Annotated in this window: 16 protein-coding genes and 2 pseudogenes; 6 read left to right on the top strand and 12 right to left on the bottom strand. The window is 64.7% G+C overall.

All coding sequences use genetic code 11. The features are described 5' to 3' along the window. The first annotated feature begins 878 nt into the window (after nucleotides 1-878). Entirely contained in the window at nucleotides 879-5,462 is a 4,584-nt protein-coding gene (gene gltB / locus MMSP_RS03595; RefSeq protein WP_020785517.1) for a glutamate synthase large subunit, read from the top strand. Further along, nucleotides 5,455-6,921: a glutamate synthase subunit beta gene (locus MMSP_RS03600; protein WP_015357676.1), complete on the top strand. Its 1,467-nt coding sequence runs from the start codon at nucleotides 5,455-5,457 to the stop codon at nucleotides 6,919-6,921. Before gltB ends, MMSP_RS03600 begins: the two co-directional genes overlap by 8 nt. A 367-nt stretch (nucleotides 6,922-7,288) precedes the next feature. Here the strand turns inward: MMSP_RS03600 and MMSP_RS03605 are convergent, their stop codons facing one another. Next, nucleotides 7,289-8,140: an LLM class F420-dependent oxidoreductase gene (locus MMSP_RS03605; protein ID WP_020727005.1), complete on the bottom strand. Its 852-nt coding sequence runs from the start codon at nucleotides 8,138-8,140 to the stop codon at nucleotides 7,289-7,291. Between the two features lie 263 nt (nucleotides 8,141-8,403). On the opposite strand from MMSP_RS03605, the gene MMSP_RS03610 reads away from it, so the two are divergent. Then, complete coding sequence (locus MMSP_RS03610) at nucleotides 8,404-9,324, top strand: universal stress protein (RefSeq protein ID WP_020785518.1); 921 nt, start codon at nucleotides 8,404-8,406, stop codon at nucleotides 9,322-9,324. A gap of 13 nt (nucleotides 9,325-9,337) precedes the next feature. On the opposite strand, the gene MMSP_RS03615 is transcribed toward MMSP_RS03610, so the two are convergent. Next, a complete protein-coding gene (locus MMSP_RS03615) occupies nucleotides 9,338-10,030 on the bottom strand; it encodes an esterase (protein WP_020785519.1) in 693 nt (230 codons plus the stop codon). A gap of 203 nt (nucleotides 10,031-10,233) precedes the next feature. Continuing rightward, nucleotides 10,234-10,485 carry a hypothetical protein gene (locus MMSP_RS03620; RefSeq protein ID WP_036426103.1) on the bottom strand — a complete coding sequence of 84 codons (252 nt, stop codon included), beginning with the start codon at nucleotides 10,483-10,485 and terminating at the stop codon, nucleotides 10,234-10,236. A 200-nt stretch (nucleotides 10,486-10,685) separates the two neighbouring features. On the opposite strand from MMSP_RS03620, the gene MMSP_RS03625 reads away from it, so the two are divergent. After that, nucleotides 10,686-11,117 (top strand): hypothetical protein, encoded by a 432-nt coding sequence (locus MMSP_RS03625; protein ID WP_020785521.1) that lies wholly within the window; start codon nucleotides 10,686-10,688, stop codon nucleotides 11,115-11,117. A gap of 10 nt (nucleotides 11,118-11,127) precedes the next feature. After that, nucleotides 11,128-12,135, top strand: coding sequence for a PHP domain-containing protein (locus MMSP_RS03630; RefSeq protein WP_020785522.1), 1,008 nt, complete (start codon nucleotides 11,128-11,130; stop codon nucleotides 12,133-12,135). Here the strand turns inward: MMSP_RS03630 and dinB are convergent. Together dinB and MMSP_RS03640 are read right to left on the bottom strand one after the other, a co-directional pair. Further along, nucleotides 12,124-13,312, bottom strand: a pseudogene (dinB, locus tag MMSP_RS03635) (DNA polymerase IV). The gene MMSP_RS03630 and the pseudogene dinB overlap by 12 nt on opposite strands. 31 nt (nucleotides 13,313-13,343) lie before the next feature. Further along, the gene (locus MMSP_RS03640; protein WP_086084848.1) at nucleotides 13,344-13,991 is read right to left on the bottom strand and encodes a TetR/AcrR family transcriptional regulator; all 648 of its coding nucleotides are present in this window, start codon (nucleotides 13,989-13,991) and stop codon (nucleotides 13,344-13,346) included. Between the two features lie 75 nt (nucleotides 13,992-14,066). On the opposite strand from MMSP_RS03640, the gene MMSP_RS03645 reads away from it, so the two are divergent. Next, a complete protein-coding gene (locus tag MMSP_RS03645) occupies nucleotides 14,067-15,536 on the top strand; it encodes an NAD(P)/FAD-dependent oxidoreductase (RefSeq protein WP_020785526.1) in 1,470 nt (489 codons plus the stop codon). Nucleotides 15,537-15,555: 19 nt separating this feature from the next. On the opposite strand, the gene rraA is transcribed toward MMSP_RS03645, so the two are convergent. From rraA to MMSP_RS03680, 7 genes and pseudogenes are all read right to left on the bottom strand, one after another. Beyond that, nucleotides 15,556-16,053 (bottom strand): ribonuclease E activity regulator RraA, encoded by a 498-nt coding sequence (gene rraA, locus MMSP_RS03650; protein ID WP_020785527.1) that lies wholly within the window; start codon nucleotides 16,051-16,053, stop codon nucleotides 15,556-15,558. Between the two features lie 3 nt (nucleotides 16,054-16,056). Then, a complete protein-coding gene (locus MMSP_RS03655) occupies nucleotides 16,057-16,527 on the bottom strand; it encodes a hypothetical protein (protein ID WP_012396901.1) in 471 nt (156 codons plus the stop codon). Nucleotides 16,528-16,642: 115 nt separating this feature from the next. Next, nucleotides 16,643-16,894: a hypothetical protein gene (locus MMSP_RS03660; RefSeq protein ID WP_011742489.1), complete on the bottom strand. Its 252-nt coding sequence runs from the start codon at nucleotides 16,892-16,894 to the stop codon at nucleotides 16,643-16,645. 72 nt (nucleotides 16,895-16,966) lie between these two features. Continuing rightward, entirely contained in the window at nucleotides 16,967-17,623 is a 657-nt protein-coding gene (locus tag MMSP_RS03665) for a DUF6474 family protein (protein WP_020785529.1), read from the bottom strand. Nucleotides 17,624-17,747: 124 nt separating this feature from the next. Beyond that, nucleotides 17,748-18,146, bottom strand: a complete 399-nt coding sequence (locus tag MMSP_RS03670; RefSeq protein ID WP_020785530.1) for a hypothetical protein — start codon at nucleotides 18,144-18,146, stop codon at nucleotides 17,748-17,750. Between the two features lie 497 nt (nucleotides 18,147-18,643). After that, nucleotides 18,644-19,313 (bottom strand): annotated as a pseudogene (locus tag MMSP_RS03675) (TMEM165/GDT1 family protein); the annotation flags it as partial. A 253-nt stretch (nucleotides 19,314-19,566) separates the two neighbouring features. Beyond that, entirely contained in the window at nucleotides 19,567-20,100 is a 534-nt protein-coding gene (locus MMSP_RS03680) for a hypothetical protein (protein WP_020785531.1), read from the bottom strand. Nucleotides 20,101-20,144 lie beyond the last annotated feature (44 nt).

The following is a 20,144-nucleotide window of genomic DNA, read 5'->3' on the forward strand; positions in this document are numbered from 1 at the left end:
GTGCCCACTCGTTGGATCCCGCGATTCGTATGGCGATCACGGCGACGCGGGGGTGTGGGTGTGTCGGCGCGATCAACAGGCATTGGACCGCGCGCTAGAGGCGGTGATCTAGGCACACCCAACGGGCCGGAGTCGGCGGTGTGGTTGTCGTGGTTTTCGTTGTCGGGCTCACCGGCCACGGCCAGGTGTGTCCGATCACACTCTCGCGGACTGTCGATGGACGCTGAACTGGGGTCGGTCCAGAATCGGCCGCTAGCTATTGGGCGAGGCGGGGCGAATCGCCGACCCGGACCGCTGACCTTAGCGTTTTCTTAATATTGCGCAAACATGACCGGCGGCAACCGGGGGATGTCGTGGCGTCGTGGCCATGGCGCGTGCACGGTGATCCCAAAATTCCTGCACGATAACTGCCACGCCTTATCGTGGAACGTGTTGCCGAAGTGACTGTTGTGTGACGCGGTCTCCGCTGTGGCCGAGTGCGCTTCGGCGCCGGTCCAGCAAATTAGTCTAAGCAGTTACTGTGGCTCGTCGCGGGGTTGGGGGCGGCGGTTGGCACGCCGATAATTCACCGGAAAACGGCACGTGAGCGCGGCCTTCGATCATTGGCTGCGCTGACCGTACGGCATCACCACTGGGCGGGTTACCATTGGTAAGTTGGCATGTCAGGCGGGCTTTGTCATATCGTTTTACGACTTGTCGTGATCGGTTACAGGGGCACCGTTCAGCGCTGCACGGACGAATCCCTGACTGGGTCATCCCGCACGAGGGCAAGCCTATCGACAAGACCGAAGGGGCCAACGCGGGCAACGTCGGGGCGAGGTGGCCTACGGGCTGCTGGTGAGGCCGCGCAGTTAAGTCTGCTGAAGGGTTAGGTGGGTATGACGCCCAAGCGCGTCGGGCTATACAACCCCGCATTCGAACACGATTCGTGTGGGGTAGCCATGGTGGTCGACATGCATGGCCGGCGGAGCCGCGACATTGTGGACAAGGCGATTACTGCGCTGCTCAACCTGGAACACCGGGGCGCTGCTGGTGCCGAGCCGCGCAGCGGTGACGGTGCCGGCATCTTGATTCAGGTCCCGGATGCATTCCTCCGGGAGGTCGTCGACTTCGAGCTACCGGCCCCGGGCAGCTACGCCACCGGCATCGCCTTCCTGCCGCAGTCGTCCAAAGACGCGGCCGCGGCCTGCGCGGCCGTTGAGAAGATCGCCGAAGCCGAAGGCCTGCAGGTGCTGGGCTGGCGCAACGTGCCCACCGACGACTCGTCACTGGGCGCACTTTCACGCGACGCAATGCCGACATTCCGCCAGGTTTTCCTGGCCGGAGCCTCTGACATGGCCCTGGAACGGCGCTGCTACGTCATCCGCAAACGGGCTGAGCACGAGTTGGGGACCAAGGGCCCCGGCCAAGACGGCCCGGGCCGGGAGACCGTGTACTTCCCCAGCCTGTCCGGCCGGACGTTCGTCTACAAGGGCATGTTGACCACCCCACAGCTCAAGGCGTTCTACCTGGATCTGCAGGACGATCGGCTGACCAGTGCCCTGGGAATCGTGCACTCGCGGTTCTCGACCAACACGTTCCCGTCCTGGCCGTTGGCGCATCCCTTCCGGCGCATCGCCCACAACGGGGAGATCAACACCGTCACCGGCAATGAGAACTGGATGCGGGCCCGCGAGGCGTTGATCAAGACGGATGTCTTCGGCACCGAAGCAAACGTGGAGAAGCTGTTCCCCATCTGCACCCCGGGCGCGTCTGACACCGCGCGTTTCGACGAGGTGCTCGAACTGCTACACCTGGGCGGGCGCAGCCTGGCCCATGCCGTGTTGATGATGATCCCGGAAGCCTGGGAACGCCACGCGAGCATGGACCCGAGCAGGCGGGCGTTCTACCAGTACCACTCCTCGTTGATGGAGCCGTGGGACGGCCCGGCGTCGATGACATTCACCGACGGCACCATGGTCGGCGCGGTGCTGGACCGCAACGGCTTGCGCCCGTCTCGGATCTGGGTCACCGAGGACGGCTTGGTGGTGATGGCCTCCGAGGCTGGTGTGCTGGACCTGGACCCGTCGACGGTGGTGCAGCGGATGCGGTTGCAGCCGGGCCGGATGTTCTTGGTCGACACCGCGCAAGGCCGCATCGTCTCCGACGAGGAGATCAAGGCGGAGCTGGCTGCCGAGCATCCCTATCAGGAATGGCTCGACAACAACCTCGTGCCGCTGGAGAAGTTGCCGTCGGGCGAATACGCCCGGATGGCCCATGAACGGGTGGTCCTGCGGCAGCTGGTTTTCGGATACACCTACGAGGAACTCAACCTGCTGGTGGCGCCGATGGTCCGCACCGGTGCCGAACCGATCGGGTCGATGGGCACCGACACCCCGATCGCGGTGCTGTCGCGGCGTCCCAGGATGCTCTACGACTACTTCCAGCAGCTGTTCGCGCAGGTGACCAACCCGCCGCTGGACGCGATCCGCGAAGAGGTGGTGACCAGCCTGCAGGGCACCACCGGTGGCGAGCGAGACCTGCTCAACCCCGACGAGAACTCCTGCCACCAAATCCAGCTGCCCCAGCCGATTCTGCGGAACCACGAGCTGGCCAAGCTGATCAACCTCGACCCCGAGACCGTGATCAGCGGACGGCCACACGGGCTCAAATCCAAGGTGGTTCGTTGCTTGTACCCGGTCGCCGAAGGTGGTGCCGGGCTGGCTGCCGCGTTGAATGAGGTACGTGCTCAGGCGTCGGCGGCGATCGCCGATGGCGCCCGGATCATCGTGTTGTCGGACCGCGAGTCCGATGAGCGGATGGCACCGATACCGGCCCTGCTTGCCGTTGCCGGGGTGCATCACCACCTGGTACGCGAGCGAAGTCGCACCAAGGTGGGGCTGGTGGTCGAATCCGGCGATGCCCGCGAGGTTCATCACATGGCGATGCTGCTGGGCTGCGGCGCGGCGGCGGTGAACCCCTATCTGGCCTTCGAGTCGATCGAGGACATGCTCGACCGGGGGGTCATCGACGGCATCGACCGCAACACCGCGTTGAGCAACTACGTCAAGGCTGCCGGCAAAGGCGTGTTGAAAGTGATGTCCAAGATGGGCATTTCAACGCTGGCTTCCTACACCGGGGCCCAGCTGTTCCAGGCGGTCGGGGTGTCCGAAGAAGTCCTCAACGAGTACTTCAGCGGACTGACCTGCGCCACCGGAGGGATCACCCTCGATGACATCGCCGCCGATGTCGCCAGCCGCCACACGCTGGCCTATCTGGACCGGCCCGACGAACGCGCACATCGAGAGCTTGAAGTGGGCGGGGAGTACCAGTGGCGTCGCGAAGGCGAGTACCACCTGTTCAACCCCGAGACCGTTTTCAAGCTTCAGCACTCCACCCGCACCGGCCAATACAAGATTTTCAAGGAGTACACCCGCCTGGTCGATGACCAGAGCGAATGGATGGCCTCGCTGCGCGGACTGCTCAAGTTCCGGGCCGGCGTACGGCCCCCGATACCGCTGGACGAGGTCGAGCCCGCTAGTGAAATCGTGAAGCGCTTCTCGACCGGAGCGATGAGCTTCGGGTCCATTTCGGCCGAGGCACACGAGACGCTGGCGATTGCCATGAACCGGCTCGGCGGCCGGTCGAACAGTGGCGAAGGCGGCGAGGACGTCGGGCGATTCGAGCAGGACCCCAATGGGGACTGGCGTCGCAGCGCCATCAAGCAGGTCGCCTCGGCGCGTTTCGGCGTCACCTCGCATTACCTGACCAACTGCACCGATATCCAGATCAAGATGGCGCAGGGTGCCAAGCCCGGTGAGGGAGGCCAACTTCCGGGGCACAAGGTCTATCCCTGGGTGGCGAAGGTGCGCCACTCCACCCCGGGTGTCGGCCTGATCTCGCCGCCACCGCACCACGACATTTACTCCATCGAGGATCTGGCGCAGCTGATCCACGACCTGAAGAACGCCAACCCGTCGGCACGGGTGCACGTCAAGCTGGTCTCCGAGAACGGGGTGGGGACTGTCGCCGCCGGCGTCTCGAAGGCCCACGCCGATGTGGTGCTGATCTCCGGGCACGACGGTGGTACGGGTGCGACGCCACTGACGTCCATGAAGCACGCCGGTGCGCCCTGGGAGCTGGGCCTGGCCGAGACGCAGCAGACGTTGCTGCTCAACGGATTACGTGACCGGATCGTGGTTCAGGTGGACGGTCAGCTCAAGACTGGGCGCGACGTGATGATCGCGACGCTGCTCGGTGGCGAGGAGTTCGGTTTTGCGACCGCGCCGCTGGTGGTGGCCGGCTGCATCATGATGCGGGTGTGTCACCTCGACACCTGTCCCGTCGGCGTGGCCACCCAGAATCCGTTGCTGCGGGAGCGGTTCAACGGAAAGCCCGAATTCGTGGAGAACTTCTTCATGTTCATCGCCGAAGAAGTGCGCGAATACATGGCGCAGTTGGGCTTCCGCACCATCAACGAGGCTGTCGGCCAAGCGGGGGCACTGGACACGACGCTGGCGCGGGCGCACTGGAAGGCGCACCGGCTGGATCTGACGCCCGTGCTGCATGAGCCTGAGTCGGCGTTCATGAACCAGGACCTGTACTGCAGTTCCAGCCAGGATCACGGGCTGGACAAGGCGCTCGACCAGCAGCTGATCGTGATGAGCAGGGAGGCCCTGGATTCCGGCAAACCGGTCCGGTTTGCCACCACCATCAGCAACGTCAACCGCACGGTGGGCACCATGCTTGGTCACGAGGTGACCAAAGCCTATGGCGGCCAAGGCTTGCCGGACGGAAGCATCGACATCACATTCGAGGGATCCGCTGGCAACAGCTTCGGTGCGTTTGTGCCGAAGGGGATTACCTTGCGCATCTACGGCGACGCCAACGACTACGTCGGCAAAGGCCTCTCGGGTGGCCGGATCGTGGTGCGGCCATCGGATAATGCGCCACCGGGTTATATCGCCGAAGACAACATCATCGGGGGAAATGTGATCCTTTTTGGTGCCACCAGCGGAGAGGTATTCCTGCGCGGCGTGGTGGGTGAGCGCTTTGCGGTTCGCAACTCCGGGGCTCATGCCGTGGTTGAGGGCGTCGGCGATCACGGTTGTGAATACATGACCGGCGGCCGGGTCGTCATCCTTGGCCAGACCGGCCGCAACTTCGCCGCCGGAATGTCGGGCGGTATCGCCTACGTCTACGACCCCGACGGCGAACTGCCGGACAACCTGAACACCGAGATGGTCGATGTCGAGACGCTCGATGACGATGATTCCGAGTTCGTGCACGGCATCGTCCAGGCTCACGTCGATGCCACCGATTCCGCTGTCGGCCAGCGCGTCCTGGCCGACTGGCCGCAGCAGCAACGGCATTTCGTCAAGGTGATGCCGCGCGACTACAAACGGGTGCTGCAGGCGACTGCCGAGGCCGAACGCGACGGTGTGGATATCGACAAAGCGATCATGGCGGCTTCGCATGGCTGACCCGACCGGCTTCCTGAAATACACGCATCGCGAACTGCCGACCCGTCGGCCCGTCCCGTTGCGGCTACGTGACTGGAACGAGGTCTACGAGGACTTCGACAACGAGACGCTGCGTGAGCAGGCGACACGCTGCATGGACTGCGGTATTCCGTTCTGCCACAACGGATGTCCGTTGGGCAATCTGATACCGGAATGGAACGACCTGGTGCGCCAGGGGCGTTGGCGCGATGCAATCGAACGGCTGCATGCCACCAACAACTTTCCGGACTTCACGGGGCGGCTATGTCCGGCGCCGTGCGAGCCGGCGTGCGTGCTCGGGATCAACCAGGATCCGGTGACGATCAAGCAGATCGAGCTCGAAATCATCGACAACGCCTTCGATGAAGGCTGGGTGAAGCCACTGCCGCCGCAGACGCTGACCGGTAAGACGGTTGCCGTTGTGGGCTCCGGTCCGGCCGGTCTGGCGGCCGCGCAGCAGCTCACCCGGGCCGGGCACAAAGTCACCGTCTTCGAGCGTGAGGACCGCATCGGTGGTCTGCTTCGCTACGGCATCCCCGAGTTCAAGATGGAAAAGCGTGTTCTGAATCGGCGGCTCGAGCAGATGCAGGCCGAGGGCACCGAGTTCCGGGCCGGCGTCAACGTCGGGGTTGATATCACGGCCGAGCAGCTGCGCGCCGATTTTGATGCGGTCGTGCTGGCCGGTGGTGCCACCGCGTGGCGGGATCTGCCCATCCCCGGCCGGGAGCTGGATGGCGTCCATCAGGCGATGGAATATTTGCCGTGGGCCAACCGGCTGCAGGAGGGCGACGACGTGCTGGGGCCCGACGGGCAACCACCGATTACCGCCCAGGGCAAGAAGGTCGTCATCATCGGCGGCGGCGACACCGGCGCGGACTGCCTGGGCACCGCGCATCGCCAAGGTGCGGCCAACATCCACCAGTTCGAGATCATGCCGCGTCCGCCGGAAGCCCGCGCTGCGTCGACCCCGTGGCCGACCTACCCGCTGATGTATCGGGTGTCCGCGGCACTCGAAGAGGGCGGCGAGCGGGTGTTCTCGGTCAACACCGAGAAGTTCATCGGTGACGATGGGCGCGTGCGTGCGCTCAAGGCGCACGAAGTCGCGATGCAAGACGGCAAGTTCGTCAAGGTCGAAGGGTCAGACTTCGAATTGGAGGCCGACCTGGTTTTGCTGGCGATGGGCTTCGTTGGTCCGGAGAAGCCCGGTCTGCTCACTGACCTCGGGGTCAAGCTCACCGACCGCGGAAACGTGGCCCGCGGCGACGACTTCGAGACCTCAGCACCGGGCGTCTTTGTTGCCGGAGACATGGGTCGTGGCCAGTCATTGATCGTCTGGGCGATTGCCGAAGGCAGGGCGGCGGCGGCCGGAGTGGACCGCTATTTGATGGGTTCCACGGCGCTGCCAGCCCCAATCAAACCGACCGCAGCACCGCTTCAATAATCACAACAGCCACATTAGAAACATTTGATAATTGCTCGGCGCGTCGTTTTCGGTTTGCCAGAGCCGGGGTGTCTAATTGGCCGATGTGGGCTCCGTCACATAGACGTCGCACATGGGGTCCAAGTAGTTTGTCCGATCACAGGGAGTGTCACTGTGCGTAGTAACCCGTTACCCCGGTCAAGGATGGGGCGAATCGCCTGGTCATGGTTTCGCCACCCCGTCAAAAGCCACGAGTTTCCTGCCAAACACGAGCGCCTGGCAACGGCCGAAGAGCTGCTGCGGTTCGCGGTCTAGCGCCTGGCCCGGCGCACTTGCCGGCGCCAAACGGGTTTGCTCGACTTCATCGAGTTGTTATTAGAAGCATCGTTTATCCGTCAATTAATCCCGACTCGCGGATCGCCTCGGCCATCGGCTCCAGCACGGCCGGGTCATGCGGTGGCGCGATATAGACGATTCCCAGATCCAATCCCTCGGCCGCCAGCGCGGCGGCGTTCTCGATCACCTGCCCGAAATCGCGCTCCGGCGCCAAACCCAGGTGGGCTGAAAGCGTGATCTCTTTCGGATCGCGCCCGATATCGGCGCAATGGGCCGCCAATACGTCGCGCTTGCGGGCAAATTCCTCCGGAGTTCCGCCCGCAAAATTCCAGTGTTGGGCATAGCGGGCGGTGATCCGCAGCGTACGTTTCTCCCCGCTACCACCGATACAAATCGGCGGGTGCGGACGCTGCGGGCCCTTGGGCTCGTTGCGCGCGTCCTCGAGCTGGTAGTACTTCCCGTCGAAGGTGGTGCTCGGTTGGCTCAGCAGCCCGGTCAGTACCGCGCAGGCTTCCTCGAATCGGTCGAAGCGCTCCTTGACGCTGCCCAGCTCGATTCCGTAGGCACCGGACTCCTCCTCGTTCCAGCCGGCGCCAATCCCCAGCTCGAGTCGCCCATGGGAAATGATGTCGAGTGCGGCGGCCATGTTGGCCAACACCGCGGGATGGCGATAGTGAATGCCGGTCACCAGGGTGCCTAGCCGCAGCCGCGTGGTGGCCTGAGCCAGCGCGGTCAGCGTTGTCCACCCTTCCAGGCAGGGGCCGGTGGGGTCGCTGAAGATCGGATAGAAGTGGTCGAAGGTCCAACCGGATTCGTAGACGTCGATGCCGTCGGCGGTCTGCCAGACCGCCAGCATCTGCTCCCAGGTGGTGTTCTGCGGTGAGGTCTTGAAAGCGAAACGCATGCCTTCGACGGTAGTCGCGGTGCAACTGCCGCAAACGCCCGCGCAGGTCCACGGTCGCCGCGCGTATGACTTGCCCTGTGCGCCAGCGGTTTTAGACCTACCGAACACGAAACCTCGCACACTTGCCTGCGAGCAATAGTGCCCACGGAGAAGGGACCAACGCCTCCTGCCACCCGCACGCGGATTAACTAACGTCGGTGTTAGCCGGCAAAGCTTGAACGTCCACCACATGCGGTAGCGATGCCCGAACAGGGAGGTTGTCTATGTCGACCGAGTCCACGAGCCCGGCAATTGTGGCCGGCGTCGACGGCTCGCCGGCCTCCACGTTGGCGGTGGAGTGGGCCGCGCGGGACGCTGAGATGCGTAATGTGCCGCTGAAGGTGGTGCACGTCTTCGCGCCCATGGTGGCTCCCGCTAACGGATGGGCAGACGTTGCGATGCCCGCGGACTATGCGCGCTGGCGAGAAGACCAGGCGCACCAGATTGTGCAGCAGGCCCACGCGGTGGCGGTCGACGCGGCCGCGCCGGGTCGGGCAGCGCACGTCACGAGCGAGGTGCGCTATGCCGCGATCGTGCCCGCCATGGTGGAGCTGTCCCAGCAGGCCGAGATGGTCGTGGTGGGTTGCCGCGGCCAGGGCGGGGTGGCTAGTGCCCTGCTGGGGTCGGTCAGTTCCGGGCTGGCCCACCACGCACATTGCCCCGTCGCGATCATCCATGACGATGAACCGCTGCCACCGCGGTCCGCACAGGCGCCGGTGCTGGTGGGCGTCGATGGCTCGCCCACCTCGGAGTTGGCCACCGAGATCGCTTTCGACGAGGCATCTCGGCGCGGCGCGGAATTGGTGGCATTGCACGCTTGGACCGACATGGGTCCCCTCGACTTCCCGAGCATCAATTGGGCGCCGATCGAGTGGAGCAACATCAAGGACCAGGAGGAAGAAGTCCTAGCGGAACGCCTTTGCGGATGGCAGGAACGCTATCCCGATGTGGTTACGCACAAGGTTGTGGTGAGCGACCGACCAGCACCTCGGCTGCTCGAACACGCCCACGACGCTCAGCTTGTGGTTGTGGGCAGCCACGGTCGCGGTGGGTTCCCCGGCATGCTGCTCGGCTCGGTCAGCCGAGCGGTCGTCAACTCGGCACGGATTCCGGTCATCATCGCCCGCACGCCCCCAAACTCCTGAGGCCAAGCCGCGGCTAGGCCAGCATCGGGTCCACCGCATCGCGGGGGACCAGCACCTGGCGAGCGCCGGCGGCTTCGGGCAGCAGTTCCCCCGGGCTGAAGAAGAACGTGATCCCGTCATTGGAGATGGCGAAATTCTGGTAGTTCTTCGGGTCCAGACCGGCGCTGGATGCGATCACCACCTGCTCCTCGGACTGCTTTGACAATTCGCTTTCCACGATTGGGAAAACGACCTTCAGCGGATCGGTTTCAGGCTGCCACAACTTGTCCCAAGTGATCGGCTTGCGATAGGCCTGGTCCCAATTGAACGCCTTGTATGTGGTTTGGGGGCGCGGGCCACCGACGTTTTGATAAATCTTGAGCACCACGCTCTGCGTTCCCCGCGGAGGAATCGCCGACTCGTAATTGGTCGAGGTGATGTCGAGCTCGTAGGGTGCGTCGCGCGCAGTGGAGGATTTCGCCTTGTCGAGGAAATGCTCGCCCGTCTCGCGGACGAAGCTCTCGAGCGACTTCCCGTCGGGGTAGTTGCTTGGCAGGCTGATATCGACGGTGTAGCCGGGTTCGGTCATCTGAATCTTGCACACCTCGCCGGTGGTGGTCCCTTTGAGTTCGTCGCAGTAGCTCTTGGGCGGCGCGGCTGCGGCGAGGCCGGTAGAGCCGAAGAGCGTGGCAAACGTGACCAGCACGAACATCATGATGTGACGCATGTCGAAATTCCTCCTGGAGCACATCGCGGCGCGACGGCATAGACACAAGGGATTGGCTTGCCGCGAGATTTGCATCGACGACAAGGCGGGGCCAGCTGGTGCGGACCCCGGTGACCGACGTGACCCAAGCTAGCAGATCATCTGGATTTGGCCGCTAACGCGCAGCAGACGACCGGCGCGCAGGCCGTGCGGCTCCCGGCGGTTTAGGTGAGGCCTGCCCGTAGCCCGCGGGTTATCTCCTCGGGCATGATCGGGCTCTCGGCCGGCCCACAATTGCAGCTGAAGCCGCCGAAGGGGTTGGGCTCTTCGATGACTTCACCGGGACTGGCGCCGGCCGGTGTCGCCCCAACCAGGCAGCCGATAATGACGGCAGCGCCAACCAACACCATTCTCATCGCGGGGCGCTTCAGAATGGGGAATCCCACGTTTGGCCGTTCGTGCTTCGCGATCGACATGACGGCCTCTCCTTCAGAATTGTCGGTATTTCACGGACGACTAACTCGTCACGCAGCTGTATTCGACGGTATTTGCCGGGTGATCGACGGTTCAAGCAAATGGGTGACACACATGCAGAATCCATAACCACCGCGGTGCCCGATGGCGTGACGTCGGAGAACGCCATGAAGCCCGGGGCGCAACTAGACTCCATACAACGATGAGCCACATCCTCGGGGTCGACACCGCCATCACGCTGGTGGCGGCGGGAGCCATCTTTCTGCTGGCCCTGGCGCTCGGAGTGTGGAAGTACCGGCAGGTCATGGTCAGCGATGGGCACCGGGCCCACGTTTACGTCGATATCGCGCATCGGGCCGCGCTGCTCTACGCGTTCGCAACGCTGCTGGTTGCCGTCTTCGTCGAGCTGAGCGTCTGGCCAGCGTGGCTCAATCTCACGGCGGCGATGGTCATGGTGTTCTTTTTCGTCGCTGCGATCGCGACATACATCTTCCACGGCGCGCGTCGTGACACCGAGAATCAGTTCGATCCTGCTGTGCCGGGGACCGGCGTGTTCATGGTCTCGCTAATGCTGGGGGAGATTGGGGGCTTCACGGTGGTCTTCGTGGGGTTCATCGTCGGTCAGCTGAGGTGAGCGACAAGGCATGGATCCGGTAGCCGCACTTCGGCAGATCGCCTACTACAAGGACCGAAGCCGTCAGGACCCCGGACGGGTCATGGCCTATCGCAACGCCGCCGACATCATCGAAAGACTGGACGAGGATGCGCGCCAGCGGCATGGTCGGGCCAACAGCTGGCAATCGCTGCCGGGTATCGGTCCCAAGACCGCAAAGGTCATCAGCCAAGCGTGGTCCGGTCAGGAGCCCGATCTGCTGGTCGAACTGCGGTCTGCGGCGCAAGATCTGGGCGGCGGTGAGATTCGCGGCGCGCTGCGTGGGGATCTGCACCTGCACTCGGAGTGGTCGGACGGCTCGGCGCCGATCGAGGAGATGATGGACACCGCGGCGGCGTTGGGGCATGAGTATTGCGCGCTAACCGACCACTCGCCGCGGCTGACGATCGCCAACGGGCTGTCGGCAGAGCGATTGCGCAGGCAGCTCGATGTCATTGACGAATTGCGCGAGAGGTTCGCCCCGATGCGCATCCTCACCGGAATCGAGGTCGACATTCTCGAGGATGGCAGCCTCGACCAGGAACCGGAGCTGCTCGACCGTCTCGACATCGTGGTGGACAGCGTGCACTCGAAGCTCTCGATGGAGTCGGCGGCGATGACTCGGCGGATGGTGCGGGCCGTTTCCAACGGTCATGCCGATGTGCTCGGCCACTGCACGGGCCGGTTGGTGACGGGCAACCGTGGCATCCGGCCCGAATCCAAATTCGACGCCGAAGCGGTGTTCACCGCCTGCCGTGACCACGGCACCGCGGTGGAGATCAACTCGCGTCCGGAGCGGCGCGATCCGCCGACCCGGCTACTGAACCTGGCCCGCGACATCGGCTGTGTCTTCAGCATCGACACCGACGCACACGCACCCGGCCAGCTGGAGTTCCTCGGCTACGGCGCTCAGCGCGCGCTCGACGCGGGAGTTGCGGCCGATCGCATCATCAATACCTGGCCGGTCGACAGACTCCTCGACTGGGCTTCAGTCCGGTAGACGGGGCACCTCCTGGTCCGGGGCCCGGCCCACCAGCACCGCGCGGGTGAGCGCGGAGTTGCCGTATCGACGCCGAATCCGGTCCACAGCCGCGTCAATGGCCACGGGTTCGCCGCCGAACGGCAGCATCAGTTGCTGGGCACCGCCGGGGTCGATGCTGGACACGGCGAAGCCGACCAGCGTCAATCCCCGCTGCGCGATAGCCGGCGCGGCCGAGCGCACCAGTTGGCGCGCCGCGGCGAGGATCGGCTGGGTAGACGACGTTGCCCACGGCAACGTGTGGGACCGGGTCGCCCGGCTGAAATCGTCGAATCGTAGCCGCAGCACCACGGTTCGGCCGGTGCGGCCGGCCGCTCTCATCCGGCCCGTGATTCTGTCGATCAACGTGACCACCACCGCGTCCAACTCCGCCGGCGACAGGGCGTTGCCCGCTCGCCCCAGTGCGCGCTGGGCGCCCACCGAACGCCGTCGCACACCGGTGCTCACCCGGCGCCGATCGATGTTGCGGGACAGGGCATACAGCTGGCGCCCCATCGCCGCACCCAGCATCGAGCTCAGTGCCGATTCGCTGAGCTCGGCGACGTCGGCGACGGTGCACAGGCCGTGCGACTGCAGTTTCGCGGCCCACTCCCCAGAGCCGGCGCACCGGCAGGGGATGCAGGAATGCCAGCTCATCTTCCGGCGGCACCAGCAGCAAGCCGTCCGGCTTGGCCTCTTGGCTGGCGACTTTGGCCAGAAACTTCGTCCGCGCCACGCTGACGGTGATGGGCAGCCCGACCCGCCCGCGTACGTCTTCCCGCAGCCGCGCCGCGATCTGCACCGGTGTGCCCGAGACCCGGCGCAAGCCGGCCACATCGAGAAACGCCTCATCCACCGAAAGCGGCTCCACCAGTGGAGTGCAGTCGCGGAACACCTCGAACACGGCATCACTGGCCCGCATGTAGGCGCGCATACGCGGCGGCACCACCACGGCCTGCGGGCACAGCCGCCGCGCCTGAGCTCCGTCCATCGCGGTGCGGACCCCGTATGCCTTGGCCTCATAGCTCGCCGCCAGCACGACACCGCCGCCGACGATCACCGGCCGACCCCGCAACGAGGGGTCGTCACGCTGCTCGACGGACGCGTAGAACGAATCCAGGTCCGCGTGCAGGATGGAGGCATCGCCGTGCACGAACATATGTTCGCACCGCGGACCGACAAGTTCCTGGTTAGCGAGCCGCGCCGTAGATGCTGCTGACCCAGACGTGCACCAGGGTGTCGACCACATGTGTCTCCGGCACGGACGGCTCCTCAGCCAGGAACGACGCCGACAAAGTCCGCTCGTTCATCAGGTTGAGTGCGGTGGCCAGTTCCAGGGCGGGCAGCGTCACCGGCGCGGCGCCCCGTTCGCGCTCGGCTTCGATGATCTTGGCGGTATAGGCGATCCACTTCTGCATGAATGTCGACCACAGCTCCCGGACTTCGGTGCTGATACTTCGGACGCCCTGACCGCCCTGCACGACCGCTCGGTGCGATCCGAAGGTCTCGAAGAACACGTTGATTCCGTTGCGCCACATCGTCACGTGGTCGACGTCGGGTGCCTGGGCGAGGTTGTCCAGCGCCGCGTCGGCCTCATTGACCACCCGGTCCAGCAAGGTCAGCAACACTGCTTCCTTGGACGGGAAATAGAAGTAGAAGGTGGGGCGGGAGATGCCGGCTCCCTTGGCCAGGTCGTCGACCGAGATGTCGACCATCGGACGGTCCTCGAGCAGCTTCTCGGCCGTGTTGAGGATCGCCAGCTCCCGCTCATCACCGGATGGTCGCGCGCTACGGCGGCCCCGGCTCACCGATGCCTGACTGGCAGTGGAAGTAGACACCACGGCAGCTTACCGCGCGTCGAGAGTTTCGACACTCCGTTGACGGACTCAACACAGCGTTGATAGCGTGGCGCCATGACTGAGCATCTTGACGTCGTGATCGTGGGGGCGGGTATCTCCGGCGTGAGTGCAGCCTGGCATCTTCAAGACCGCTGTCCGACCAAGTCCTACGCGATCCTGGAGAAGCGCGCCGCCATGGGTGGCACCTGGGATCTGTTCCGCTACCCCGGCATCCGATCCGACTCCGATATGCACACGCTGGGCTTCCGCTTTCGTCCGTGGACCGAGCGCCAGGCCATCGCCGACGGCAAGCCGATCCTCGAATACGTCAAAGGCACGGCGGCCATGTACGGCATCGACAAGCACATCCGGCTCAACCAGAAAGTCATCAGCGCGGACTGGTCGAACGCGCAGAACCGCTGGACGCTGCAGATCGAGAGCAACGGTGCCATGAGCGCCGTCACCTGTTCGTTCCTGTTTCTCTGCAGCGGCTACTACAACTACGACCAGGGCTACACCCCGAACTTCGCCGGCGCGCAGGACTTCGCCGGCTCGATCATCCATCCGCAGCACTGGCCCGAAGACCTCGACTATGACGGCAAGAACGTCGTCGTGATCGGCAGCGGTGCCTCCGCGGTCACTCTGGTCCCGGCGCTGGCGAACTCGGGGGCAAAGCACGTCACGATGCTGCAGCGCTCGCCGACCTACATAGTCTCCCAGCCAGAACGGGACAGCATCGCTGAGCGCCTCAACCGCTGGCTTCCCGAGAACATGGCCTACGCCATGGTGCGGTGGAAGAACGTGCTGCGCCAGGCCGCCGTATACGGAGCCTGCCGCAAGTGGCCGCGGCGAATGCGGAAGAACTTCATGGGACTGGCCCAGCGTCAGTTGCCCGAAGGCTATGACGTGCGAAAGCATTTCGGCCCGCACTACAACCCATGGGATCAGCGGCTATGCCTGGTGCCCAACGGCGACTTGTTCCGGGCCATTCGCCACGGACAGGTCGATGTGGTCACCGACACGATCGACCGGTTCACGCCGACCGGCATCCGGCTCAACTCGGGCCAGCAGCTGCCGGCCGACATCATCGTCACCGCAACGGGTTTGAACCTGCAGCTCTTCGGCGGGGCGGCGGTCACCGTGGACGGAGAGTCGGTGGATCTCACCAAGGCGATGGCCTACAAGGGCATGATGCTTTCCGGCCTGCCCAACATGGCCTACACCGTTGGCTACACCAACGCGTCGTGGACACTGAAGGCGGATCTGGTGTCGGAGTTCGTTTGCCGTCTGCTCAACTCCATGGACGCCAATGACTATGAGTCCGTCGTCGTCGAGCGCCCGGATTCGGATGTGCAGGAATGTCCATTCATGGAGTTCACTCCGGGCTATGTGCTGCGCGTGATCGACGAACTTCCCAAGCAGGGTTCACGCAAGCCGTGGCGACTCAACCAGAACTATCTGCGCGATATTCATCTGATTCGCCGCGGCAAGATCGACGACGAGGGTTTGCGATTCGCCAAAAAGCCGGTCGCAGTGCCGGTTTAGTCGCCGGCTTAGCCGCGATTCAGGATTCGGTTGCGACGGCGGCGACCACCACGATGCCGTCGTCGTCGCTGTAGGCGATCTCGCCCGGCACGAACGTGACACCGCCCAGCGTGATTTCGGCGTCGAGTTCACCCGACCCGGTCTTGGCGCTCTTGCGCGGATTGGTGCCCAGTGCCTTGATGCCAATGTCAATGCCACGCAGTGCGGCCGAATCGCGGACCGCGCCGTGCACCACCAGCCCCGCCCAGCCGTTGGAGCGCGCCAGTTCGGCGATGACATCACCGACCAGGGCGGTATGCAGGGAACCGGCACCGTCGATCACCAGCACCCCGCCCTCACCCGGCTGCGAGAGCACCGATTTCAGCAGCGCGTTGTCCTGAAAACACCGCACGGTGCTGATCGGTCCGGCGAACTCGGCGCGGCCACCGAACTGGCGGAATTGAAGATCACAGCTGCGCACATCGGGCCCGATGTCGTCAACGAGATCGGCCGTTGGCCGAAACGCCACGTTTCCCATCGATCAGCGCCGGCGCAGCTGGCGGATCAGCAGCATCGCCAACAGGCTCAATGCGATTGCGACGACCAGCGGAACGGTGGAGTGGCTTGGCTGCTCATCGGCGACCCGGGGAAGTGGGTTGTTGGCGCGGTCTACCGTCGACTTAGCCTGTGCGGCCGCATCTTTAGCGGCTTCGGCGAGTTGGCCGTTGGCGCTCGGTTGTTGCTGTGAAACGTTGGCCAGCGCGGTCGGTTGCGGGGCCGGTTCGGGGCTTTGTGCGGGCGGCTTGGTCGCCGGGGCCTTTTTGGCCGGCGCCTTTTTGGCGGGGGCCTTCTTGGCTGGCGCCTTCTGCGCCGGGGCCTTCTTGGCCGGCGTCTTCTTCGCAGGTGTCTTCTTGGCCGGTGTCTTCGCAGCCTTGTCGGCGGGCGGCTTCTTGGCCGGCTGTCCCGGTGTCGCGTCGGGTTCGCCGTCGGGTCGATCCTGCGGGTCTGCCATGCGGCCGCTCCTTTGCAGCTTCCTCATTGCTCACTAGATCGCGAAACACTCGGGTCCATCATGCCAGGACACGGTTCGTCGTCTGCCTCGCCTACCAGGTCGCCGGCCCAAGCCGCTACGGCCGGCGCCGCGTAGCCCACAGCGCTGCCGCGCCTACCGCAGCGACCACTCCCACCGCGAACGGCCAGGCGGGCAGGTCCTCGCCCGAATCGCCACCGCCATCACCACTGGCGCCGACGGTCACCGATTCGTGCGCCGCCATGCCTCCAGCCTGCGCGGATGCCGCCGGAACCGGCAGCGCGACGACAATCGTGATGGCGACCAATAACGGCGCGAACCGCAACTTCCCGAGCACCTGCGCAACCACACCACGCGAATATCTGGCTCGTGACTGAACACGGCTGCTCGAAACCCAACTGCGCAGGACCGGCATGCTGACTCAGGCTAGCCCTAGACGCGCCATCAGGTCCGCCTCGATGCCGTCGAGTTGCGAGGAGATCGCGGAATGCGCGGCTCGACGCCGCTGGGCCGGCATGTTCTTGGCTGCTGTGATAGCGGCCGAGAGTTCGCAGAGCCGCTCGCTGATGGCCGAGACGAACTGCTTGGTCTCCGCGTCCTTCGGCTTCTTTTCCTGCACAATCCGCAGCGACCGCTCACAACCGGACACCCGGGCGGACAGCTGTGCGCCGTGGCCCGAGAACTGTCCGATCTGAGCCAGCGGCACCCCGAGCTGGTCTGCCCGCCGTTGATCCAGCAGTCCGCGGGCCGCGATGGCCGCGCGATACATCACCGGCGCAAGGATCGGGGCGAGTAATCGAGACACCGTCAGTGTCCGGCGGATTCGAGCGGGCGAGAGGAACTTGCCCTCGCGGGCCGCCTTGAGTTGGGTCTCGGCGACCTTCAATGCCGCCCGGTCGCTGTCGCGCTGCGCCTTGAGCTGCGCCTTGAGCGCCTTGTCGGTCGCCTTCTGCGCGGACTTGATGCGGCGCGCCTCATTCTTGGCGGACAGTTTGGCTTCCAGCTTGGCGCGGGCCTTGATCGCGCGGGCTTCGGCGCGACGCGTCGCGCGGCTCTTTCGCTTGCGGAACAGGCCCATTCCCGGCCGCCTCCCGGTATCTCGTGGACTATCGCGGTGCGTGCGCGCTCGCTGGGCCCAACCCTAATCCGGGAGGGGCGTCGGCAATCCCTCAGGTCGGGGGACCGGCCCTGCGGTAATCGCGTTAAGCGTCGAGGCGTTCCGTCCGGCGGAGTTCTTCGATTCGCTCCACGATCTCCTGCTGCGCTTGGGTGGACAACCCTTGGGAACGAACGGCGATGCGGCGCACGCCGTCGTCACGCATCGTGGCCAGCCACTGCAGTTCCTGATTGAGGTTTTCGTAGTACTCGTCATCGGTGAAATAGGCCGACTTGATGCGAAAGAAGTTGGCGAGGGCGGCCATGGTCGCGGTGGAAGGGTTTGTGCGGTTGCCGGAGCGTAGCTGCGATAGATAAGGAGCCGACATCGTGATGCCCTCCGCCTTGAGCGCCGCAATCACCTCGGCGGAGGTATGCGGCCCCCGCCCGGGCGGGTACACCGTGTCAAACAGACGGTTCAGGCGGGCAGCGAACGTCGTGCTCATCGATATGACCTCCACCGGGCTGCAAAATTGAACGCTTATCTATATGTATTTGCTGATCATGGTAGCGACAGTTATGTCAACAACCAAGTGCAAACCTGAGGCGATTGGGTGCCGGTGCGTCGGACAGGTGCCCAAGCCGCCTCCGACGAGCGTCCAACCGATTCGGTGGGGTGTCCATAAGATGAACGAATTTCACAGGTTATCCGCAGAATACGGCCTTCGGATGGCATCGAAAGCCCACGAGCACCGGCGCTGGCAAGGAACAAAGGTGCTGCCCGTCGGCGGAACGCGCTCGATTCTGGGCAACCAGACGCCAACGGCGGACGTCGGATTGGGCGCTTTGCTGTCTATGAAGCCTCGGCGGGTGGCAGCGCGAAACCGGGGCGGGCGGGGGACCGGTGCGACGATGTCGGGGGCGGTGGTCGAGATGGCCGGAGCCCGGCCGATGCCGGTTGGTGCCGGCTACCGGCCCGAGGGTGAATTCGTGCCGAGTGCGGAGGCGCTGCGACGCCGCCGGAGAGTTTGCGCCGTGGCTCCGGCAGCGGCGGCCAGCGCCACCGCCGCGGTCACACCGATGGCGACCGAGCGCCATCCCAGCGCCCCCTCGAACAGCATCCACAAGCCGAAAAGCAGGAACAGCAGGCTGGCCAGCAGATGCAGCAGCTGTTCGGGCAGCCGGTGATGCAGCAGTAGTCCGACACCTATTGCCAGGCCGTCGGCCACGATCATGCCCAAGGTGGTGCCGATCCATACGCCGGCCCAGTTGTGATCGCTGGCCAAGGTGACCGTGGCCAGGGTTGTCTTGTCGCTGAGCTCGGCCAGGACAAACGACGACACCACGGTGAGCAGCGCGAATCGGGGGTTGGGCAGATGCGCGACCTCGTCGGCGCCGGCCGGGTCTTCGCGGCCTTCGCGCCAGGCCCAGCCCGCGAATATCAGGAAGGCGATCGCTCCCACAAACGCCATCGGCCGGGCCGGCACCGTGGTGCCCAGGAAGTGGCCGACCGCCACCGAGACACCATGCACGGTGACGGATGCGATCGCTACCCCGGTCAGCACCACCCACCAGCGGTACCGCAACGCGTAGGTCATCGTGATCAGCTGCGATCTGTCGCCCAGCTCGGCAAGGAAAACCACTCCGAGACTCAGCATTGTGGCGGAAAGCATGCGGGCGACCTCTCGACACGTGCCGATGACCGTCCGGTCATCGAACATCGGTCGAAGGTCTCGCCCACCGTCCGGTGTGACGGTTCGCGGGCCGGGCTGTGCGCCAGTATGTCGACCCAACGATTCGGGGCTACTCCCCTTCGCTAACAGTTTCCCAGGCTAGCGGCCGGATTCGATGCGCGCCACCGTGGCGATGAAGTTCGGGCGGCCGTATCCGTCGATTCGGCGCGCGAACTTATTGGTTCGAATCTCCTTATGCGGCAAGCAGCATCGCCAGAATTGCGGTGTCGGGATGACTGATGGGGTCAACGCCGACGCGGCTGACCATCGAGGTGATGGTTCTGTCGGCTTCGGCCTCCACCCACGCCGCCCGATGTTCCAATCCCAGATACGGCAACCCCGGTAGTAGCACACAGCCCGAGGCGGCGCCGGTGCACTCCGGCAGCGACGGCGTCGTTTCCGACGGCGGATGCAACATGAGCAATGCAGGGGGTTGATGATCGGCGAAGTATCCCGGCTGGATCGCGGATTCGCCGAACACCGTGCCCTCGGCCAGCACCAGTCCGACGGTGCCGGGCTCGGGCTCATCGGGCAATTCCTCGCGCGCCCCGAATACCGTGGTGGTCGAAAGCAACCCGGGCAAAGATGCGACGCGCACGGCGACCATCAACAGTTGAGCCCATTCTTTCGTTGAATCAGGCCAACGCCCGGAGATGACAAACCCTTTCAGCGAACCACGAGAATGAAAGGGTGCAACACCGATAGGCCCATCTGACCCAGCATCCATCTCGCCCTCCGTTGACGCCTCCATCCGAAATAACCACGCTGGTA

Source organism: Mycobacterium sp. 012931 (assembly GCF_000419295.1).
GTDB lineage: Bacteria > Actinomycetota > Actinomycetes > Mycobacteriales > Mycobacteriaceae > Mycobacterium > Mycobacterium marinum.